This is a genomic window from Hydrogenophaga sp. NFH-34 (assembly GCF_021401345.1).
Taxonomy (GTDB): Bacteria; Pseudomonadota; Gammaproteobacteria; order Burkholderiales; family Burkholderiaceae_C; genus Hydrogenophaga; species Hydrogenophaga electricum.
Window position 1 is genome coordinate 1 of sequence record NZ_JACBGE010000037.1, and the last position, 19,265, is coordinate 19,265.

Here is a 19,265-nt window from a genome sequence, read left to right on the forward strand (position 1 = left end):
GGTCGCCTTGGTCGCTTGCATGCGCAAGCTGCTGACCACGCTCAATGCCATGGTCCGAACTGGCAAACCTTGGGACAAATCGCTTCACAGCGCTTGACTTCCAAGACGGTTACTCAGTCGATGTGGTCCACCGTGTCGGGGTCGGGCACGTCGCCGATGGCCTGCCGCGTGCGCTCGGCCTCGCGCAGCAGCCAGTCGCAGAAGGCCTTGACCTCGGGGCGCTGCGCGCTGCGCGGCGCCACCAGGAGCCAGTAGACCAGGGGCGAGTCCAGCCGGGCCCGGGGCAGCGGCTCGACCAGATCGCCGTTGGCCAGGCTCTCGGCCACCAGGGGCAGCCGCGCCAGCGCCACGCCCTGGCCGGTGAGCGCGGCCTGCACGATCTGGTTGGCGTAGTTGAAATAGAGCCAGCGCTTGGGGCTCAGGCGCGACCGCGTCTTGCCGCGCGCCGGGGCGGCTGGGGCGGGCGGGGTGTGCAGTTCCAGCCAGCGCTGCCAGGTCAGCCATTCGAGGTGGCGCGTGCGGTGGGCGTCGCCGGCTTCGATGAGCGTGTGCCGCGCCAGGTCGTCCACCTTGTGCAGCGGCTGCTCGCGCAGCAGCCAGGGGCTGGCCACGGGGGTGAGCTGTTCACCGAACAGCCGGATCGCGCCCGCGCTGATCGACTGCGGCACGGCGTAGCGCAATGCCAGGTCGACGTCGGCCGTGGCCAGGTCCACCGCGGCGTCGGTGGCGTCGATGCGGATGTCGATGTCCGGGTGCTCGCGCTGGAAGGCTTCGAGGCGCGGAATCAGCCACATGGACGCGAACGACGCCCAGGTGGTGATGGCCACGTTGCGGCGCCCGGCGCTCTGCCGGATCTGGCGCACCGCCGCATCAATCCGCTCCAGCGCCACGCCGGTGGCACGCAGCAACTGGGCCCCCGCGCTGGTGAGTTCCACGGCCCGGGTGTGGCGCAGGAACAGGGGCGTGCCGACCTCGTCCTCCAGCGCCTGGATCTGGCGGCTGACGGCGCTTTGTGTGAGGGACAGCTCCTCCGCCGCCGCGCGGAAGTTCAGGTGCCGGGCCACGGCGTCAAAGGCGCGCAGATGGCCGGCCGAGATCGGGCGGGTGCGGGGGTGGCTGGCGGGCAGCGACATCGGGGGTCTCCGGCGGATTGATGCGGAACTCGAATCAATAGCTTATCGCCATTTCATTGGACGCGGCGCGCGCAGCGGGCGAAGATCGGTGCCATATTGATGCTGCCTGAGGAGTCTGTCATGTCCACCGATCGTGTTGTTTCGTTGTCTGTTCCGGCCCACGCCCGCGCCGGTCAGTGGCGTCTGCATCCCGGGCATGCCATGACGCTGCGCCCGCAGAAGACGGCCCAGCTCCGCGTCCGCCACGGCCGGGTCTGGGTCACCTACGCGGGGATCGAAGGGGTGGCGCCCGAGGCTGCGGGCGACCATTTCCTGGGCGTGGGCGATGTGCTCACCGTGCCGGCGGGTGCCCGCCTGGTGATGGAGCCGCTCGCCACGCCGGGCGATGCGTCGCCCGTCTGCTTCGACTGGCACGACAGTGCGCTCTCCGCCGCACCGGGGCGCTTCGCCCGCGAGGTCGGGGCACCGGCCCGCGATCTGGCGGCCGCGCTCGGACAGTCGGTGCAGGCACTGGCGCGTCTGCTGCGGGGGCTGGCCGGTTACGGCGATGTGCTGGTGGCCGGGCGCGGCCGCGTGCTGTCGCCGCTGGAATCGCTGCGTCCCTGACGACCGGCTTTTTGCCGCTTCAGCGCGCCGCGGACCGCCGGGTTCGGCGCGGCGGGGTGCTGCGCGCTGCCACGGCGGCCTGCAGCGCCAGCCGCGCCCAGGGCGCCATCAGCGCGGGCGATTCCAGCGCCTCGTCAGGGGGCGTGTGGTAGTGCAGCCGCAGGGTCTTGCCCTTGGCCTCGTAGGCAAAGGGGCGGGCACCCGCCGCCAGCCAGGTGGGCTCGGTGTCGGCGTTGGTCTTGAGAAACAGCGTGTCCCAGGCGATGATGCCCACGTTCATGCCGTCCACCGACAGCCCGTAGCCGCCGAACATGCGCGTGGCCTTGCACGGCCCCAGGCAGGCCAGCAGTTCGCAGGCGTGCAGCGCGAAGGGGTCGGTGACGGGGCGGGTGGCCATGCGGACATCGTAGCCGGCCCGCACATCGCATGCCAGCAGAGACGGGGGGCAAGTCTCTTCCAGTCAGGGCACGTGGGGGCCTGCTGCGCCGGACCGGCCAGCGCCGCGCCCTTCAGGGGTGACACCACTGGTGGCGCAGGGGTGGACAATGCCCCTCATGGCCCGCCCCAAATCCGCCTTTCACGACCTCAAGCGCGACGAAATCCTGGACGTCGCCGCCCAGTGCTTCGCCCGGCAGAGCTTCCCGGCGGCCAGCATGAACGACATCGCCACCGCCTGCGGCACCAGCAAGGCCCGGCTCTACCACTATTACGAGAGCAAGGAAGCGATCCTGTTCGACCTGCTCGACCGCTACACCCAGCGGCTGCTGGCGCTGATCGGTGAGGCCGAAGCGCGTGCCCAGCGCAAGAACCTGAACGAACGCGATGCCCTGCACGAGCTGGTGCGGGCCTTTCTGGCCGAATACGAAACCTCGGCCACGCGCCACGTGGCGCTGCTGTCGGACACCAAGTTCCTGGGTGAGGTGCAGCGCGAGCTGATTCTCAACCGGCAGCGCGATGTGGTGGCGGCGTTCACCCGCTTCCTGCGCCGGGCCTACCCGCAGCGGGTCACGCCGGTCAACCAGACCGCGCTGACCATGATGCTGTTCGGCATGATCAACTGGACCTTCACCTGGTTGCGGCCCGGCGGCGAGATGAGCTACAGCGCCTTTGCCGAAGAAGTGGTCACGCTGCTGGAAAAAGGCCTGGGCTGAGCGGCGGAACGGGCCTGTGCGCCACAGGGTTATTGTTTACCCATTCGTAATGAATTTCGATTAAGTAAAATAATCCGCATCAGTCCTTGCTACCCCACCTGGAGACACCCCATGAGCAAAGCCTTCGCTTCCCAGGCCGACCTGGCCGACAAAAAGATCACCTTCGAACAGCTCAGCGCGCATTGCTGGGCCTACACCGCCGAAGGCGACCCCAATTCGGGCGTGATCATCGGTGACCAGTACATCATGGTCAGCGACGCCACGGCCACGCCCGCCATGGCGCAGGACCTGATCGCCAAGATCCGCACCGTCAGCGACAAGCCCATCAAATACGTGCTGCTCACGCACTACCACGCCGTGCGCGTGCTGGGCGCGAGCGCCTACAAGGCCGAAGGCGCGACCGAAATCATCGCCAGCCGCGGCACCTACGAACTGATCGTCGAGCGCGGTGCGCAGGACATGCAAAGCGAGATGGAGCGCTTCCCGCGCCTGTTCCGCGGCGCCGATTCCGTTCCTGGCCTGACCTGGCCGACCCTGGTGATCGGCGACGGCCAGCCTGGCCGTCAGGGCACGCTGGAGGTGGACCTGGGTGGCGTGAAGGTGCAGATCTGGCACCCGGGCCAGGGCCACACGCGCGGCGACACCATCGCCTGGGTGGAGGCAGAGAAGGTGCTGTTCAGCGGTGACCTGGTGGAATACGAAGCCGGCGTCTACACCGGTGACGCCCAGCTCGAAGAATGGCCCGCCACGCTCGAAGCGCTGCGCGCCCTCAACGCCGAGTTCATCGTGCCGGGCCGCGGTGAAGCCATGAAGGGCAACGCCGACGTCAACAAGGCGCTCGACTACACCCAGCGCTGGGTCACCACGCTGTTCCAGGCCGGCAAGGAAGCCGCTGCCGCGGGCATGGACCTCAAGGCCGCCATGGCCCATACGCGCAAGAGCATGGATCCGGTGTTCGGCCATGTGTTCATCTACGAACACTGCCTGCCGTTCGATGTGAGCCGGGCGTACGACGAAGCCCAGGGCATCAAGAACCCGCGCATCTGGACGGCCGAGCGCGACAAGGAGATGTGGGCGGCGCTGCAGAGCTGATGCCCGGCAGCGGCGGGCGCTTCAGGCCAGCCGCTGCAGCAGCCCGAGCAGGGCGCAGACGCCGATCACCTCGATCACGCCGCGCCGGAACCGGATGAGGGCCAGCGCGGCGCCCAGCGCCAGCGCCATGGCCGCCAGATCGGGCGGCCCCGACACGCCCTGGGGCCAGAACACGTGGCCCGCAAACAGCAGCGCCAGGCTGGCGATGACGCCCACCACGGCGGCGCTGATGCCCGCCAGTGGCGCGGCAAAACCCAGGCGCCCGTGTGTGGACTCCACCAGCGGGCCTCCTGCCAGGATGAACAGGAACGACGGCAGGAAGGTGAACCAGGTCACCAGCAGGGCGGCCAGCGCGCCCGCCAGGAACAGGTGCTCGGGCCCGAGCAGGGCCTTGCCGTAACCGCCCACGAACCCCACGAACGCCACCACCATGATCAGCGGGCCGGGCGTGGTTTCGCCCAGTGCCAGCCCGTCCATGACCTGCACCGGCGTGAGCCAGTTGTACTGCGCCACCGCGCCCTGCACCACATAGGGCAGGGCGGCGTAGGCTCCCCCGAAACTCATGAACGCCGCCTTGGTGAAGAACCAGGCCATTTGCGTGTAGTCGTGCTGCCAGCCCAGCACGGCCGTGAGCAGGCCCATGGGCAAGCCCCAGAGCAGGGAGCCGGCGGCCAGAACCCGGGCCAGCCCCCCCAGGTGAAAGCGGGCGTGCGGCGGGGGTGGCGTGTGGTCGTCGATCAGTGCCGCTGGCGCTGCGGGGGCCGGGGCAGCCGCGTGCGGCGTCGGCCCGCCGGGCAGGAAGGCTGCGGGCGCCAGGCGCCCGCCGATCCACCCGGCCAGGCCGGCGGCCAGCACGATCACCGGAAAAGGCAGCCGGAACACCGCCAGCCCCAGAAAGGCGGCCAGGGCCAGGCCCCACAGCCAGCGGTTGCGCAGCGTGCGGCCCCCCAGGCGCAGCGCGGCCTGCAGCACGATGGCGGTCACAGCGGGCTTGATCCCGTCGAACACGCCCGCCACCCAGGGCTGGTCGCCGAAGGCCAGATAAACCCACGACAGCCCGGTGAGTAGCAGCAGCGACGGCAGCACGAACAACACCCCAGCCCACACACCGCCCCAGGTGCGGTGCATCAGCCAGCCCAGGTAGGTGGCCAGTTGCTGGGCTTCCGGTCCGGGCAGCAGCAGGCAGTAGTTGAGCGCGTGCAAAAAGCGCTTTTCCGACATCCATCGGCGCTGCACCACCAGGTCGTGGTGCATCAGCGCGATCTGGCCGGCCGGTCCCCCAAAGCTGATGAAGCCCAGGCGCAGCCAGTAGCGCAGGGCCTGCGAAAGCGGCACTGGCGGCGGGGTGTCGGAAGGGGCAGGGTTCATGGTGATCGGGTGGACGGTGCGGCATCTTATCGGCGCCCTGTGTCAGCGGCATGGCGGGCGCTGGGGCCGTCGCGCTTGCCGGACAATGCGGGTCCCTTTACCCCGTTCCTGACGCGGCCCATGAACCTGCCCGAATCCCTGGTCACCCATCCGCCCACCGACTGGGGGGTGGTGGCTGTTTTCGCCATCGTCTATCTCGGCATGTTCCTGGGGGGGCTGCCGCGTCTGCGGCTGGACCGCTCCGGCGTGGCACTGCTGGGCGCCATTGCCGTGATCGCCATCACCGGCGAAGGCGTGGAGATGGCCGCGCGCGCGGTCGACGTGCCCACCATCGTGCTGCTGTTCGCCTTCATGGTGGTGTCGGCGCAGATGCGCCTGGGCGGCTTCTACACCGAAGTCACCCGCCGTGTGGGCGCCTTGCCGCTGTCGCGCCGCGGGTTGCTGGCGGCGATCATCGTGGTCGCGGCCGGCCTCTCGGCCGTGTTCTCCAACGACGTGATCTGCCTGGCCATGACACCCGTGGTCGCGCGGCTGTGCCTGCAACGCGGTCTCAATCCGCTGCCCTTTCTCATCGGGCTGGCGTGTGCGGCCAACATCGGCTCGGCCGCCACGCTCATCGGCAACCCGCAGAACATGCTGATCGGGTCGGTGCTGAAACTGCACTTCGGCGACTTCGTGCGCCAGGCGCTGCTGCCGGTGGGCGTGAGCCTGGGGCTGCTCTGGGCCTGGCTGGCCTTTGGGCCGGGCGCACGCAGCGGTGCCCCCGAGCTGGCGCGGCCGCTGGCGGTGCCGGTGGCGCCCCTGGCCGAAGAGCCGCCCTACGACCGCTGGCAGACCGTCAAGGGTCTGAGCGTCGCGCTGGCGCTGATGGGGGTGTTCCTGTTCACCGACTGGCCGCGCGACGTGGCCGCGCTGGTCGGGGCCGCGCTGCTGCTGCTCAGCCGGCGTCTGCATTCGGCCGACGTCATGGGTTTCGTCGACTGGCAACTGCTGCTGCTGCTCTTCATCGGCCTGTTCGTCGTGAATCACGCCTTCCAGGACACCGGCCTGGCGGGCGAGGCCGTGGCCTGGCTGGCGGCGCACGGCGTGCACCTGAGCGATCCGGGCGCGTTGCTGGTGGCCAGCGCGGCGCTGTCGAATCTGGTCTCCAACGTGCCCGCCGTGATGCTGCTGCTGCCGCATCTGGGCGGCGACCCGCAGCAAAGCGGCGTGCTGCTGGCGCTGGCCAGCACTTTTGCCGGCAACCTGCTGCTGGTCGGCTCGATCGCCAACCTGATCGTGGCCGACCTCGCCGCCCGCGAAGGCATCACGCTCGACTGGCGCCGCCACGCGCTGGTGGCGATGCCCGTGACGCTGCTGTCGCTCGCGGTGCTCTGGTTCAGCTGGTGAGCCTGTCAAGGCGACTTGGGGCGCGTTCTGGATGCCCGCTTTCGCGGGCATGACGGTAGGGCTCGGGGGCCCTTCGCCGGCTTGACGGTGCGGAGCCTCAGTCCTTCAGCGACGACAGGAACTGCTGCAGCTCCGGCGTCTGCGGGTTGCCGAACAGCACCTCGGGCGGCCCCATTTCGTGCACGCGGCCCTGGTGCATGAAGATCACGCGGTCGGCCACCTTGCGCGCGAAGTTCATTTCGTGCGTGACCATCAGCAGCGTCATGCCCTCGTTGGCCAGGCTCTCCACCACGCGCAGCACCTCGCCCACCAGTTCGGGGTCGAGCGCGCTGGTGATCTCGTCGCACAGCAGCACGGCCGGCTCCATGGCCAGGGCGCGGGCGATGGCCACGCGCTGCTGCTGGCCGCCCGAAAGCTGGTCGGGCATGGCGTCGAATTTTTCGGCCAGCCCCACGCGCAGCAGCAGCTTGCGCGCGTGCTCGGCGGCGTCGACCTTGTCGGTCTTTTTCACCAGCGTGGGGGCCAGCATGATGTTGCGGCCCACGCTCAGGTGCGGGAACAGGTTGAAGCTCTGGAAGATCATGCCCACGTGCTGGCGCAGCTCGCGCATGGCCATGGGGCTGTCGTAGAGCAGCGGCTTGCCGTCGACGGTGAGCGCGCCTTCCTGGAACACCTCCAGCCCGTTGATACAGCGCAGCAGTGTGCTCTTGCCCGAGCCGCTCTTGCCGATGATGGCGATCACCTCGCCGCGCTGCACGTTCAGGTCGATGCCCTTGAGAACCTCGTTCGTGCCGTAGGACTTGCGCAGCGCCGTGATCTGGACGATGGGGGCCTGGGGTTCGGTGGAAGTGGAAACGTTCATGGCTGAGGTGCGCGTGGCGCGCCGGAGAGGATAAGACGGGGGGAAGCCGCGAAGCGGCGCAGGGGGTTCATCGTGTCTTCCGCTCCAGGAACTTGGCGTAGAGGCTGATGGGGTAACACAGCACGAAGTACATCAGCGCCACGCAGGCGAAGACGGTGAAAGGCGCGTAGGTGACGTTGGAGATCATGTTGCCGGCGCGCGTGAGTTCGACGAAACCCACCACCGACGCCAGGGCCGTGCCCTTGATCACCTGCACCAGGAAGCCAACGGTGGGCGGGATGGCGATGCGCAGCGCTTGCGGAAAGATCACGTGCTGCAACTGTTCGCCGAAGTTCATCGCCAGGCTTTGCGCGGCTTCCCACTGGCCTTTGGGAATGGCGGCCACGCAGCCGCGCCAGATTTCGGTGAGGAAGGCGCTGGTGTAGAGCGTGAGCGCCAGCGTCACCGACACCCAGGGCGAGACGTTGATGCCGAACAGCCCGATGCCGAAGTAGGCCAGGAACAGCTGCATCAGCAGCGGCGTGCCCTGAAAGACCTGGACATAGCCGGCGACGAAGCGCTCGGCCCCCGGCAGGCGCGCGATGCGGGCGATCAGCAGCAGCAGGCCGACCAGGCCGCCGCCCACGAAGGCGATGAGCGAGAGCACCACCGTCCAGCGCGCGGCCAGCAGCAGGTTGCGGACGATGTCCCAGAGCGTGAAGTCAACCATGGGGTGTTTCTTTCAGGTTTGCGCGAAGCCCCCGCTCAGCCCTCTCCACCGGCCTGTGACGCAGGGGGCCGTCCTGCCCGCGAAGGCGGGCATCCAGGGCATGGCTTTGGTGGTGCTGGATGCCCGCCTGCGCGAGCATGACGGCGGTGTGGAGCGGCATCGCGGTCATCGGCCGAAGACGAAGCGTGGCCCCGCCCAGTTGAGCGCCTTGCGCAGGCAGATCGCCAGCAGCAGGTAGATCACCGTGGCGACGATGTAGGCCTCGAAGGTGCGGAAGTTCTGCGCCTGGATCACATTGGCCGAATAGCTCAGCTCTTCGGTGGCGATCTGGCCGCACACGGCCGAGCCCAGCATCACGATCACGATCTGGCTCACCAGCGCCGGCCACACCCGCTTGAGCGAGGGCGGCAGCACCACGCGGGTGAACACCTGCACGCGGTTGAGCGCCAGGCTCAGCGCTGCTTCGATCTGGCCGCGCGGCGTGGCTTCGATGCCGGCGCGGATGATCTCGGTGGCGTAGGCGCCGAGGTTCAGCACCATCGCGATGATGGAAGCCGTCTCGGGCGAGAGCTTGACGCCCAGCGAAGGCAGGCCGAAGAAGATGAAGAACAGCTGCACGATGAACGGGGTGTTGCGGATCAGCTCCACATACGCCCCGCACACCCAGCGCAGCCAGGCGGGCCCGCTCGCGCGGGCCCAGGCACAGCCGACGCCGACCAGCAGGCCCAGCACCAGCGCGATCGCGGTCAGGCCCAGCGTCCACAGCACCCCCTGGAGCAGGAAGGGCCACTGGCTGAGTACCGCGCCGAAGTCGAGTTCGACATGCATGGTCGGCTTTCGTCCGGGCGGGCGCTTATTCGCTCAGCGGCAGGTTGCCGGCGGCGCGGCCCAGCCACTTCTGCGCCATCTTGTCGAGGGTGCCGTCGGCCTTGGCGGCGACGATGATTTCGTTGACCTTGGCGCGCAGCGCGGCTTCGCCCTTGGCCACGCCGATGAAGTTCGGGCTGTCCTTGATGAGCAGCTTGAATTCGGCGCCCAGTTGCGGGTTCTTCTGCGCCATCAGGCCGGCGTTGGAGACGCTGGTGGCGATCAGCTGCGTCTGGCCGGCCACGAAGGCGGCGGTGCTGGCGGCCTGGTCTTCATAGCGCTTGAAGTCCATGCTGGCCGGGCCGACCTTGACCAGTTCCTGCTCTTCCATCGCGCCCTTGGCCACCGCGATGGTCTTGCCGCCCAGGTCGGCGAAGCTCTTGATCGACAGGCTCTTGGGGCCGTACACGGCCTGGAAGAAGGGCGAGTAGGCGTGCGTGAAGTCGATCACCTTCTCGCGCTCGGCGTTCTTGCCCAGCGTGGAAATCACCAGGTGCACCTGCTTGGTCTGCACATAGGGAATGCGGTTGCCGCTGATGACAGGCACCATCTGCAGCTTCACGCCCAGCTTGTCGGCGATCAGCTTGGCCATGTCGATGTCCAGGCCCTGGGGCTGCAGGTCGATGCCGACGAAGCCGTAAGGCGGGTAGTCGGTGGGCACCGCGATCTTGATCGTCTTGGCCTTGAGGATGTCGTCCAGCGCGGACTGGGCGTGTGCGGTGCCGGTGACGGCCAGCGCTGCCAGGGCGAGGGCAGAGGCGGTGAAGGCGCGTTTGTTCAGGGTGATCACAGCAGGGCTCCTAGGTAGGTTTCGGGAGGGGTGGGGGAAGCGGGCGCGGCCACGGCCGCGACAGAAGGGGGGGTGACCGGCGCCAGTGCCTGCCGCAGGTCGGCCAGCGGGTCGTCGGCGGGGGCCAGGCGCAGTGCGGCCTGCACCTGGCCGATGTGTTCTTCCATCAGGGCCTCGGCGTGCGCGGTGTCGCCGCGTTCCAGCGCTTCGACGATGGCCACGTGGTCCTGGCAGGACTGCACCGCGTCGTGCGTGCTCTGGTAGAGCATGGCGATGAGCGTGGTGCGTGCGGTGTAGTCGCGCAGCGTGTCGGCCAGCAACTGGTTGCCCAGGCATTCGGCCAGGCAGACGTGGAAGTCGCCCAGCAGGTAGCTGCGCTGCCCGATGTCGCTGCCCTTGAGCGCGGCCTGCTCCTGCTTCACATGCTGGCGCAGGCGTTTGATGGCGCTCTTGTTGACGGGGGACTGGCGGCGGATCAGCCCGGTTTCGATGACGCGGCGGGCCTCGAAGGCCTCGCGCGCCTCTTCGTGCGAGGGCTGCACCACGAACCAGCCGCGGCGCGAGCTGACGGTGACGATGCCGCGCGCCGCCAGCCGCACCAGGGCTTCGCGCACCAGGGTGCGGCTGCAGTCGAACAGCATCGACAGGTTCTGCTCGCCCAGGCGCGTGCCGGGGGCCAGGCGCTGCGCCAGGATGGCTTCGATGATGCGTTGGGCGATGTCGGTGGAACTGACCATGGTTTCGCTGCTTGCGAGAACCGTGCCATGCCATGCAGGCCTTGTATGCAAGATTTGCGCATCAGATGTGTGCGCAGAATTGACCAGGCAGGTGCGTGCGCACCACCAGGGACAGGTTGGCTGGTCCGAAACGGGGCGGGCACCCGCACGGACGAGGGGCGCCGGGGCGGGTTCTGGTGCGCCTCAGGCGGGTGCGGCGAGGGCGCGCAGGTCGGCCTCGTAACCTTTGAGCACCTGCACCGCGCGTTCGCGCTGGGCGGCGCTGGTGCGGTTGTGCAGCGCCGCGTACTCGGCGCAGCCATGGGCGATCCAGGGCGCGCCCGGGTCATCCGCCTGGGGCAGACCGCGCACGAACCAGTCGCGCAGCGCGGCCACGGCGGGCGCGGGCACGGCGGCGCCGTTGGCGAGCGGCCCGCCCTGCGCGGCCTGGAGCTGGCGGATCAGGCGCAGCAGTTCGTCCTGCCGGGCCCGGCGCTCGGCCAGCAGGCGTTCGGCATCGAACGGGGCGTCACGCAGACCCTGGCGCACCTGTGCCACCTGCTCGGGCGAGAGCCGGCCGTACAGCATTTCATAGCGGTCCACCGCCTTGTCCACGCGGCGCTGCAGGCGCTGGGTGGGGGTGCCGCGCAGGAAATCCTTTTCAAATTCGCGGTTGCGCTTGGCGTGGTGCCGCTCCAGGTGCTGCAACTGGGCGGGCGAGAGCTGCAGCGCGACGCGTGCCAGCGGTTCGGCGCCCTGGTCCGCCAGCCGCACCACGGCCGCACGCAGCGCGCCGTACTGTGCGCAACTCTGGGCGCCGGTGGTGTTCTGAGGGGCCATGGCCTGCCAGGTGCCCAGCAGGCCGATGTAGGCGGGCAGCTCGTCCTGCCGGTGCCAGGCCGCGAAGCGGTCGATGTCCTGGCGCAGCGCCGCGCTCTGCGCGTCGTTCAGGTCGACATAGCCGTCGACCCACCAGTACAGCGCGGCGGGGGCCTGGCTGTAGGCCAGCCGCAGCACGCTGCAGCCCGTCAGTGCCAGGGCGGCCAGCAGCAGCGCGGCCAGGCGCCAGCGCGTCAGCAGGCGGCGGGCGGCCGCCAGTGGGGGCGCGATAATCCGCCCCACGATGGCAAAGGGGTGCATGGGCGCCCCGTAAGAGGTGTTCATGTCGTTCCCTGTGGATGTGGTGGTGATGGCGGCCGGCAAAGGCACGCGCATGAAAAGCCGGCGGCCCAAAGTTTTGCACCGTTTGGGCGGACGTGCACTCGCGCAGCATGTGATTGACACGGCCGTGCGGCTTTCCGCCCGCCAGGTGGTGGTGATCACCGGTCACGAGGCCGCGCTGGTGGAAGCGGGGCTGGCGGCGCCGGGCGGTGCGGGCACGGCCCTGGGCTTCGTGCGCCAGGAGCCGCAACTGGGCACCGGCCACGCGGTGCAGCAGGCGGTGCCGGTGCTGGCCGACGACGGCGTGACCCTGGTGCTTTCGGGCGACGTGCCGCTGACCCAGGTCGACACCTTGCAGGCGCTGCTGGCGCTGTGCGGCGGCCAGTGCCTGGCGCTGCTGACGCTGGACCAGCCCGATCCCTCGGGCTATGGGCGCATCGTGCGCGGCACCGACGGCGCGGTGCAGGCCATTGTGGAGCAGAAGGACGCGAGCGAGGCGCAGAAAGCCATCACCGAGATTTACAGCGGCATCATGGCCGTGCCCACGCAGCTGCTGCGTGGCTGGCTGGCGCGGCTGGACAACCGCAACGCCCAGAACGAGTACTACCTGACCGACGTGGTCAAGTTCGCCGTGGCCGACGGCGTGCCGGTGCAGGCGCACCGCATCACCGACGCCGCGCAGGTGGCGGGCGTCAACAGCCCGAAACAGCTGGCCGAGCTGGAGCGCGCCTACCAGGGGCGCCGCGCCCACGAACTGCTGGAGCAGGGCGTGCGCCTGGCCGACCCGGCACGTTTTGACGTGCGTGGTGAGCTCCAGTGTGGGCCCGACGTGGAGATCGACGTCGGCTGCGTGTTCGAAGGCCGCGTGGTGCTGGGCGAGGGCGTGCGCATCGGCGCGCACTGCGTGATCGCCAACGCCACCCTCGCCGCGGGGGCGGTGATCCACCCATTCACCCACATCGACGGCGAAAAAGCCGGTGTGAGCGTGGGCCCTGGCGCGCTGATCGGCCCGTTTGCCCGGCTGCGCCCGGGCGCCCAACTGGGCGCCGAGGTGCACATCGGCAACTTCGTCGAAGTCAAGAATTCGACCCTGGCCGACGGGGCCAAGGCCAACCACCTGGCCTACCTGGGCGACGCCACGGTGGGCGAGCGCGTGAACTACGGCGCCGGCAGCATCACCGCCAACTACGACGGCGCCAACAAGCACCGCACCGTGATCGAGGCCGACGTGCACGTGGGCAGCAACTGCGTGCTGGTGGCGCCCGTGACGCTGGGCGCTGGCGGCACGGTGGGCGGCGGCTCCACCATCACCAAGGACACGCCGGCCGGCGCGCTGAGTGTGGCGCGCGGCAAGCAGGTGAGCATCCCGAACTGGCAGCGGCCGCGCAAGAACCCGCCCAAAGGCTGACGCGGCGCGCAGGCCGCCGCGCCTCAGTGCCGCTGGTGCAGCGTGGGCACGCGCTTGCTGTCGGTGGCCGGTGCGCGGCCGGGGCGCTGCGCCGGTCGCACGGCCGGCTCCGGGGGGCGTGACGAGGGGCGCTGAGGCGCCTCGCCGCTTTGCGGCCCCAGTTCCATCAGGCCGCTCAGGCCCAGCACGTCCGAATCGCGGAAACCGGTGGTGGGGTAGAGCTGGTCGAACTGCGAAAAATGCGATTCGAGCTGCTGACGCGGCGTTTCGGGTTCGGGCTCGCGTTCGCGCTGGATCGGGCGGGGCAGCTCCGCCAGGTCGAGTTGGCGGCGGAAATCGTTGGGCGAAGGCATGCGGTGGATGCCGTTCTTGAGGAACACGAAACGCACCCCGGCCGTCTTGAGCATGCGGTTCTTGAGCTTGAGCTTGTGCGCCTTGGCCTTGGCGTTGCTCAGGTGGTATTGCTCCACGTCGAACGCAAAGACGGCGCGGCCGTCTGCGCTGCAGACCACGTAGTCGACCCGGTGCCCGTCGAGCCGTTTGACAGCGCGCTGCCGGTCGCTGGCGCGGCGCACGCCCAGCAGTGCACTCAGGCGCACATCGGCCAGGATCTCTTGCCCGGGAAAGCTGTCGTGCAGGTAATCCAGCATGGCCAGCTGTTCGGCGGTCAGCAGGGGTTGCGGTTCGTAGCGATCGTCGCGACCGCTGTTTTTCGGGAAATAGCGGCGGTACAGCCACACGCCCAGCGCTACCAGCGCTACGGCGATCAGCAGTCCCAGGGCCAACGGCAGCATGAGCAGTCCTCCTGAAGCATGAATACTTTCGTGCGGTCGATTCTAGGAGCCGGTTACGCGTCGGTTCTTCAATTAACCCTTTGTTACTACGGCGTGTGAGGCGGAGGGGTCATCCGGGCCGGCAGTGGCAGGCGCGGGTCGAACTTGGCGCGCTTGACGCTGAAGAAAGCCTTGACGTTACGCACATTGGCGTCGGCCGTGAAGAGGCGTTGTGCCAGGGCCAGATAGGCGGGCATGTCGGGCGTGTGCACCACCAGCATGAAGTCGGGCCCGGGGCTGACGCGGTAGCACTGCTGCACCGCCGGGTCGGGCACGACGCGCGCTTCGAACGCGTCCAGGTGCTCGGCGCCCTGCCGTTCCAGCGTGATTTCCACCATCGCCGTGAGGCCGTGTCCGATCAGCGGGGCCAGGCGGTCCGGGCTGAGCACGGCCACCACCCGTTCGATGGCGCCGATCTCGCGCAGCCGCTTCACGCGCCGCAGGCTGGTGGGCGGCGACACGTGCGCCAGCGCCGCCGTGTCCTGGTTGCTGCGGCTGGCGTCGGTCTGCAGCAGGTCGAGCAGGCGCAGATCGGTGTCGTCGATGAACTCTGATTCCATAAAATTGGAAAAATTGAAATAATAAATCTCTATGATGGAGTTGTGAAATTATCGTTCATATGGAAGGAGATTGAGAGTGCTTATTCCGAAATGATGTGCCTACCATCACGGCACCTCATCTCTTGGAGCAAAACCCATGTGTGGCATCGTCGCAGGCGTTTCGGGTCGTGACATCGTTCCTGTGTTGGTTCAGGGTTTGCAGCGGCTGGAATACCGGGGCTACGACTCCTGTGGCGTGGCCATTCACGACGGCAGCCTGCGCCGCGCGCGCAGCACGGCCCGCGTGGCCGAACTGGTGCAGCAGGTGCAGCAGGAAGCCATCGCCAGCGGCACCGGCATCGCCCACACGCGCTGGGCCACGCACGGCGCGCCCGCCGTGCACAACGCCCACCCGCACTTCAGTCACGGCCCGGCGGCGGCCCAGGGCGCAGCCGGCCGGGTGGCGCTGGTGCACAACGGCATCATCGAAAACCACGACGAACTGCGTGCCGCCCTGCAGGCCAAGGGCTACGTGTTCGAAAGCCAGACCGACACCGAAGTCATCGCTCACCTGATCGACTCGCTCTACGACGGCGACGTGTTCGCCGCCCTGCAGGGCGCGGTGGCGCAACTGCACGGCGCCTACGCGCTGGCCGTGTTCCACAAGGACGAACCGCACCGCGTGGTCGGTGCGCGCGCCGGCTCGCCGCTGGTGCTGGGCGTGGGCGACGGCGGCAAGGAACACTTCCTGGCCAGCGACGCCATGGCCCTGGCCGGCGTGACCGACCAGATCGTCTACCTGGAAGAGGGGGATCTGGTGGACCTGCAACTGGGCCGCTACTGGGTGGCCGATGGTCAGGGCCGCAGCTTCGACGCCGCACAGCGCCCGGTGCGCACCGTGCACGCGCACAGCGGTGCGGCCGAGCTGGGCCCCTACCGGCACTACATGCAAAAAGAGATCTTCGAGCAGCCGCGCGCCATCGGCGACACGCTCGAAGGCGTGGAAGGCATCACCCCCGAACTGTTCGGTGACGGCGCCTATGGCGTGTTCAAGCAGATCGACCGCGTGCTCATCCTCGCCTGCGGCACCAGTTACTACAGCGGCTGCGCCGCCAAGTACTGGCTGGAGGCGATCGCCCGCATTCCCTGCGACGTGGAAGTGGCCAGCGAATACCGCTACCGCACCAGCGTGCCCAGCCCCAGGACCCTGGTCGTCACCATCAGCCAGAGCGGCGAAACCGCCGACACCCTGGCCGCCCTGCGCCACGCGCAAGGCCTGGGCATGACGCACACGCTGACCATCTGCAACGTGGCCACCAGCGCCATGGTGCGCGAGTGCGAGTTGGCCTACATCACGCGGGCCGGCGTGGAAATCGGCGTCGCGTCCACCAAGGCCTTCACCACCCAACTGGCCGGCCTGTTCCTGCTCACGCTCGCACTCGCGCAGGTGCGTGGCCAGATCAGCGAGGAGCAGGAAGCGGCCCACCTCAAGGCCATGCGCCACCTGCCCGTGGCACTGCAGGCCGTGCTGGCGCTGGAGCCGCAGGTCATCAGTTGGGCCGAAGACTTCGCGCGCATGGACAACGCCCTGTTCCTGGGCCGCGGCCTGCATTACCCGATCGCGCTGGAAGGTGCGCTCAAGCTCAAGGAAATCAGCTACATCCACGCCGAGGCCTACCCGGCCGGCGAACTCAAGCACGGGCCGCTCGCCCTGGTCACCAGCGCCATGCCGGTGGTGACCGTAGCGCCCAACGACACCTTGCTGGAGAAGCTCAAGAGCAACATGCAGGAAGTGCGCGCCCGCGGCGGCGTGCTCTACGTGCTGGCCGACGCCGACACCCGCATAAGCAGCAGCGAAGGCATCCACGTCATCCGCATGCCCGAACACTACGGTGCACTCTCTCCCATCCTGCACGTGGTGCCGCTGCAACTGCTGGCATACCACACGGCCCTGGCCAAGGGCACGGACGTGGACAAGCCGCGCAACCTGGCCAAGAGCGTGACGGTGGAGTGAGGCGGCTGGGGCGGCGGTCAGCCACGGACTTCGTCGCCCCTGTTGGTGCCACCCTGTGGACGCCTCAAAGCCGCAGCGGCGCGGATAATGATTTGTAACGATTGAGGCCGGCAAAACCCGCACCAACACTCCGTTCCATCCAGCGCCCAGGGAGTTCGATGAACAAGAAGAACCTCTCCGAGAGTGATATCTGCGACAAGTTCGTCCGACCGGCCATGGAAGCCGCCGGCTGGAATGGCATGGACCAGATCTATCGCGAATTCCCCTTGCGGGCTGGCCGCGTGGTCGTTCGCGGCCAGAAGGCGTATCGCGACAAGACCACGGTGCTGCGCGCCGACTACGCGCTGTTCTACAAGCCCAACATTCCGCTGGCCGTGGTCGAGGCCAAAGACAACCACCACGCCGTGGGCGCGGGCATGGCCCAGGCCATCAACTACGCCCAATTGCTGGACGTTCCCTTCAGCTTCTCTTCCAACGGCGACGGATTCGTCTTTCGCGATGCCACGCTGGCCACCGGCGTGCTGGAGCAGACCATTTCGCTGGACGGGTTTCCCAGCCCGGCCGAGCTCTGGCGCCGCTACTGCACCTGGAAGGGCTGGACGCCCGAGGTTGAGCGCGTCGCCGGGTTTGACTATGCCCCCAGCAAGACCCCGCGCTACTACCAGCTCAACGCCATCAACCGCACCGTCGAAGCCATCGCCGCCGGGCAAAACCGCGTGCTGCTGGTCATGGCCACCGGCACCGGCAAGACCTACACCGCCTTCCAGATCATCTGGCGCCTGTGGAAGAGCGGTGCCAAAAAGCGCATCCTGTTCCTGGCCGATCGCAACATCCTGATCGACCAGACCATGGTCAACGACTTCCGACCCTTCAAGGGCGCCATGGCCAAGCTCAGCCCGAATGCCAAGGGTGTGGAGCGGGTTGACGCGCAAGGTACGGTCACGATTGACGACGTGGAGCTGGCGGTCAGCAAGTCCACCAAGCAGGTCGACAAGAGCTACGAGATATACCTCTCGCTCTACCAGGCCGTCACCGGCTCGGAAGAAGAAAGCAATATCTACAAGCAGTTTTCGCCCGACTTCTTCGACCTCATCGTGGTGGACGAGTGCCACCGCGGCAGCGCCGCCGAAGATTCGGCCTGGCGCGACATCCTCACCTATTTCAGCAACGCCACCCAGATCGGCCTGACCGCCACCCCCAAAGAAACCGACACCGCGTCCAACATCCACTACTTCGGCGAACCGGTCTACACCTACAGCCTCAAGCAAGGCATCGAAGACGGTTACCTGGCGCCCTACAAAGTCATCCGCATCGATCTCGACCGCGACACCTTCGGCTGGCGCCCCACCGAAGGCATGACCGACAAGGCCGGCCACCTGATCGAGGATCGCGTCTACACCGGCGCCGACATGAACCGCAAGCTCGTGCTGGAAAAGCGCGACGAAGCCGTGGCCGCCAAGATCACCGAATACCTCAAGGCGACCGACCGCCACGCCAAGACCATCGTTTTCTGCGAAGACATCGACCACGCCGCGCGCATGCGCCAGGCCCTGGCCAATGCCAACGCCGACCTCTGCGCTACCCAGCCCAAATACGTGGTCCAGATCACCGGTGACAACGCCGAAGGCAAGCGCGAGCTCGACAACTTCATCGACCCCGAGAAGCCTTACCCGGTGATTGCCACCACCTCCAAGCTCATGAGCACCGGGGTAGACGCCCAGACCTGCAAGCTCATCGTGCTGGACCAGAACATCCGGTCGATGACCCTGTTCAAGCAGATCATCGGCCGTGGCACCCGCCTGCGCGAAGACCTGGGCAAGAGCTGGTTCACCATCATGGACTTCAAGCGCGCCACCGAGCTCTTCGCCGATCCCGCGTTTGACGGCGATCCGGTGCAGATCTACGAACCGGGCGAAGGTGGCCCCATCGAACCGCCCGTGGTCGATGACCCGGTCGTGCCACAGGCGCCGGGCGACGGTCTACCCCCCCTCGGTCCGACCACCGCCGGCCCTGGCGAAGGCGGCAGCATCGAGCCCAGGAAATACGTCGTCGGCGGCATGGTCACGGTATCGGTTGCCCGCGAGCGCGTGCAATACCTCAACGCCGACGGCAAGCTCATCACCGAGAGCCTGCGCGACTACACCCGCATCAACCTCACGCGCCAATACGACTCGCTCGACAAGTTCCTGCAAGCCTGGAACGACGCCGACCGCAAAGCCGTGCTCATCGAAGAACTGGAGCGCCAGGGCGTGCTGATCGAAGCGCTGGCCGACGAAGTGGCCCACACCGGCCTGAAAGACCTCGACCCGTTCGACCTGCTGCTGCACGTGGCCTACAACAGGCCGCCGCTCACCCGGCGCGAGCGGGCCAATCGCGTCAAGAAGCGCAACGTTTTCACCCAGTACGGCCCCATGGCCCGGCAAGTGATCGACGCCCTGCTCGACAAATACGCCGACGAAGGCATCACCACGCTGGAAGCGAACAACGTGCTCAACCTGCCGCCGGTCAACCGGCTGGGCCTGCCGGTGGAGCTGATCCGCAGCTTCGGCGGCCGCACGCAGTACCTCGAAGCCCTGAGCACCCTGGAGCGCGAGCTGTATTCGCCCACCACGCCCTGATTTCCTGGG

Annotated in this window: 18 protein-coding genes; 7 read left to right on the top strand and 11 right to left on the bottom strand. The window is 68.0% G+C overall.

Annotated features, from left to right (window positions below):
- Window positions 1-113 precede the first annotated feature (113 nt).
- Window positions 114-1,133, bottom strand: a complete 1,020-nt coding sequence (locus L0977_RS23820) for a LysR substrate-binding domain-containing protein (protein WP_234267428.1) — start codon at window positions 1,131-1,133, stop codon at window positions 114-116.
- Window positions 1,134-1,253: 120 nt separating this feature from the next.
- Between L0977_RS23820 and L0977_RS23825 the strand changes: the two genes are divergently transcribed.
- On the top strand, window positions 1,254-1,739 hold the full coding sequence (locus tag L0977_RS23825) for a DUF2917 domain-containing protein (protein WP_234267429.1): 486 nt from the start codon (window positions 1,254-1,256) through the stop codon (window positions 1,737-1,739).
- A gap of 19 nt (window positions 1,740-1,758) precedes the next feature.
- On the opposite strand, the gene L0977_RS23830 is transcribed toward L0977_RS23825, so the two are convergent.
- On the bottom strand, window positions 1,759-2,136 hold the full coding sequence (locus L0977_RS23830) for a TfoX/Sxy family protein (protein WP_234267430.1): 378 nt from the start codon (window positions 2,134-2,136) through the stop codon (window positions 1,759-1,761).
- A 157-nt stretch (window positions 2,137-2,293) separates the two neighbouring features.
- Here L0977_RS23830 and L0977_RS23835 point away from each other — a divergent pair, with 157 nt between their 5' ends.
- Together L0977_RS23835 and L0977_RS23840 are read left to right on the top strand one after the other, a co-directional pair.
- Window positions 2,294-2,890 (top strand): TetR/AcrR family transcriptional regulator, encoded by a 597-nt coding sequence (locus L0977_RS23835; protein WP_234267431.1) that lies wholly within the window; start codon window positions 2,294-2,296, stop codon window positions 2,888-2,890.
- A gap of 111 nt (window positions 2,891-3,001) precedes the next feature.
- Window positions 3,002-3,982, top strand: a complete 981-nt coding sequence (locus tag L0977_RS23840; RefSeq protein ID WP_234267432.1) for an MBL fold metallo-hydrolase — start codon at window positions 3,002-3,004, stop codon at window positions 3,980-3,982.
- 21 nt (window positions 3,983-4,003) lie between these two features.
- On the opposite strand, the gene chrA is transcribed toward L0977_RS23840, so the two are convergent.
- Window positions 4,004-5,350 (bottom strand): chromate efflux transporter, encoded by a 1,347-nt coding sequence (gene chrA / locus L0977_RS23845; protein ID WP_234267433.1) that lies wholly within the window; start codon window positions 5,348-5,350, stop codon window positions 4,004-4,006.
- 120 nt (window positions 5,351-5,470) lie between these two features.
- On the opposite strand from chrA, the gene L0977_RS23850 reads away from it, so the two are divergent.
- Window positions 5,471-6,739: an SLC13 family permease gene (locus L0977_RS23850; RefSeq protein WP_234267434.1), complete on the top strand. Its 1,269-nt coding sequence runs from the start codon at window positions 5,471-5,473 to the stop codon at window positions 6,737-6,739.
- Between the two features lie 97 nt (window positions 6,740-6,836).
- Here the strand turns inward: L0977_RS23850 and L0977_RS23855 are convergent, their stop codons facing one another.
- The 6 genes from L0977_RS23855 to L0977_RS23880 all read right to left on the bottom strand — a co-directional run bounded on the left by L0977_RS23855 (window position 6,837) and on the right by L0977_RS23880 (window position 11,847).
- On the bottom strand, window positions 6,837-7,601 hold the full coding sequence (locus tag L0977_RS23855) for an amino acid ABC transporter ATP-binding protein (protein WP_234267435.1): 765 nt from the start codon (window positions 7,599-7,601) through the stop codon (window positions 6,837-6,839).
- A 67-nt stretch (window positions 7,602-7,668) separates the two neighbouring features.
- A complete protein-coding gene (locus tag L0977_RS23860; RefSeq protein ID WP_234267436.1) occupies window positions 7,669-8,310 on the bottom strand; it encodes an amino acid ABC transporter permease in 642 nt (213 codons plus the stop codon).
- Window positions 8,311-8,475: 165 nt separating this feature from the next.
- The gene (locus L0977_RS23865; protein ID WP_234267437.1) at window positions 8,476-9,138 is read right to left on the bottom strand and encodes an amino acid ABC transporter permease; all 663 of its coding nucleotides are present in this window, start codon (window positions 9,136-9,138) and stop codon (window positions 8,476-8,478) included.
- Between the two features lie 25 nt (window positions 9,139-9,163).
- On the bottom strand, window positions 9,164-9,964 hold the full coding sequence (locus tag L0977_RS23870; protein WP_442786666.1) for a transporter substrate-binding domain-containing protein: 801 nt from the start codon (window positions 9,962-9,964) through the stop codon (window positions 9,164-9,166).
- On the bottom strand, window positions 9,964-10,704 hold the full coding sequence (locus L0977_RS23875) for a GntR family transcriptional regulator (protein ID WP_234267438.1): 741 nt from the start codon (window positions 10,702-10,704) through the stop codon (window positions 9,964-9,966). Before L0977_RS23875 ends, L0977_RS23870 begins: the two co-directional genes overlap by 1 nt.
- A 183-nt stretch (window positions 10,705-10,887) precedes the next feature.
- The gene (locus L0977_RS23880; RefSeq protein WP_234267439.1) at window positions 10,888-11,847 is read right to left on the bottom strand and encodes a DUF6279 family lipoprotein; all 960 of its coding nucleotides are present in this window, start codon (window positions 11,845-11,847) and stop codon (window positions 10,888-10,890) included.
- Between L0977_RS23880 and glmU the strand changes: the two genes are divergently transcribed.
- A complete protein-coding gene (gene glmU / locus L0977_RS23885; RefSeq protein WP_234267440.1) occupies window positions 11,846-13,252 on the top strand; it encodes a bifunctional UDP-N-acetylglucosamine diphosphorylase/glucosamine-1-phosphate N-acetyltransferase GlmU in 1,407 nt (468 codons plus the stop codon). The genes L0977_RS23880 and glmU overlap by 2 nt on opposite strands.
- Window positions 13,253-13,275: 23 nt before the next feature.
- On the opposite strand, the gene L0977_RS23890 is transcribed toward glmU, so the two are convergent.
- Both L0977_RS23890 and L0977_RS23895 read right to left on the bottom strand, forming a co-directional pair.
- Window positions 13,276-14,046, bottom strand: coding sequence for a DUF2726 domain-containing protein (locus L0977_RS23890; protein ID WP_234267441.1), 771 nt, complete (start codon window positions 14,044-14,046; stop codon window positions 13,276-13,278).
- 86 nt (window positions 14,047-14,132) lie between these two features.
- Window positions 14,133-14,645, bottom strand: a complete 513-nt coding sequence (locus tag L0977_RS23895; RefSeq protein WP_234267442.1) for an Lrp/AsnC family transcriptional regulator — start codon at window positions 14,643-14,645, stop codon at window positions 14,133-14,135.
- 136 nt (window positions 14,646-14,781) lie between these two features.
- Between L0977_RS23895 and glmS the strand changes: the two genes are divergently transcribed.
- A complete protein-coding gene (glmS, locus tag L0977_RS23900) occupies window positions 14,782-16,638 on the top strand; it encodes a glutamine--fructose-6-phosphate transaminase (isomerizing) (protein WP_234267443.1) in 1,857 nt (618 codons plus the stop codon).
- A gap of 158 nt (window positions 16,639-16,796) precedes the next feature.
- Window positions 16,797-19,256 carry an EcoAI/FtnUII family type I restriction enzme subunit R gene (gene hsdR / locus L0977_RS23905; protein ID WP_234267444.1) on the top strand — a complete coding sequence of 820 codons (2,460 nt, stop codon included), beginning with the start codon at window positions 16,797-16,799 and terminating at the stop codon, window positions 19,254-19,256.
- The last annotated feature ends 9 nt before the right edge of the window (window positions 19,257-19,265 follow it).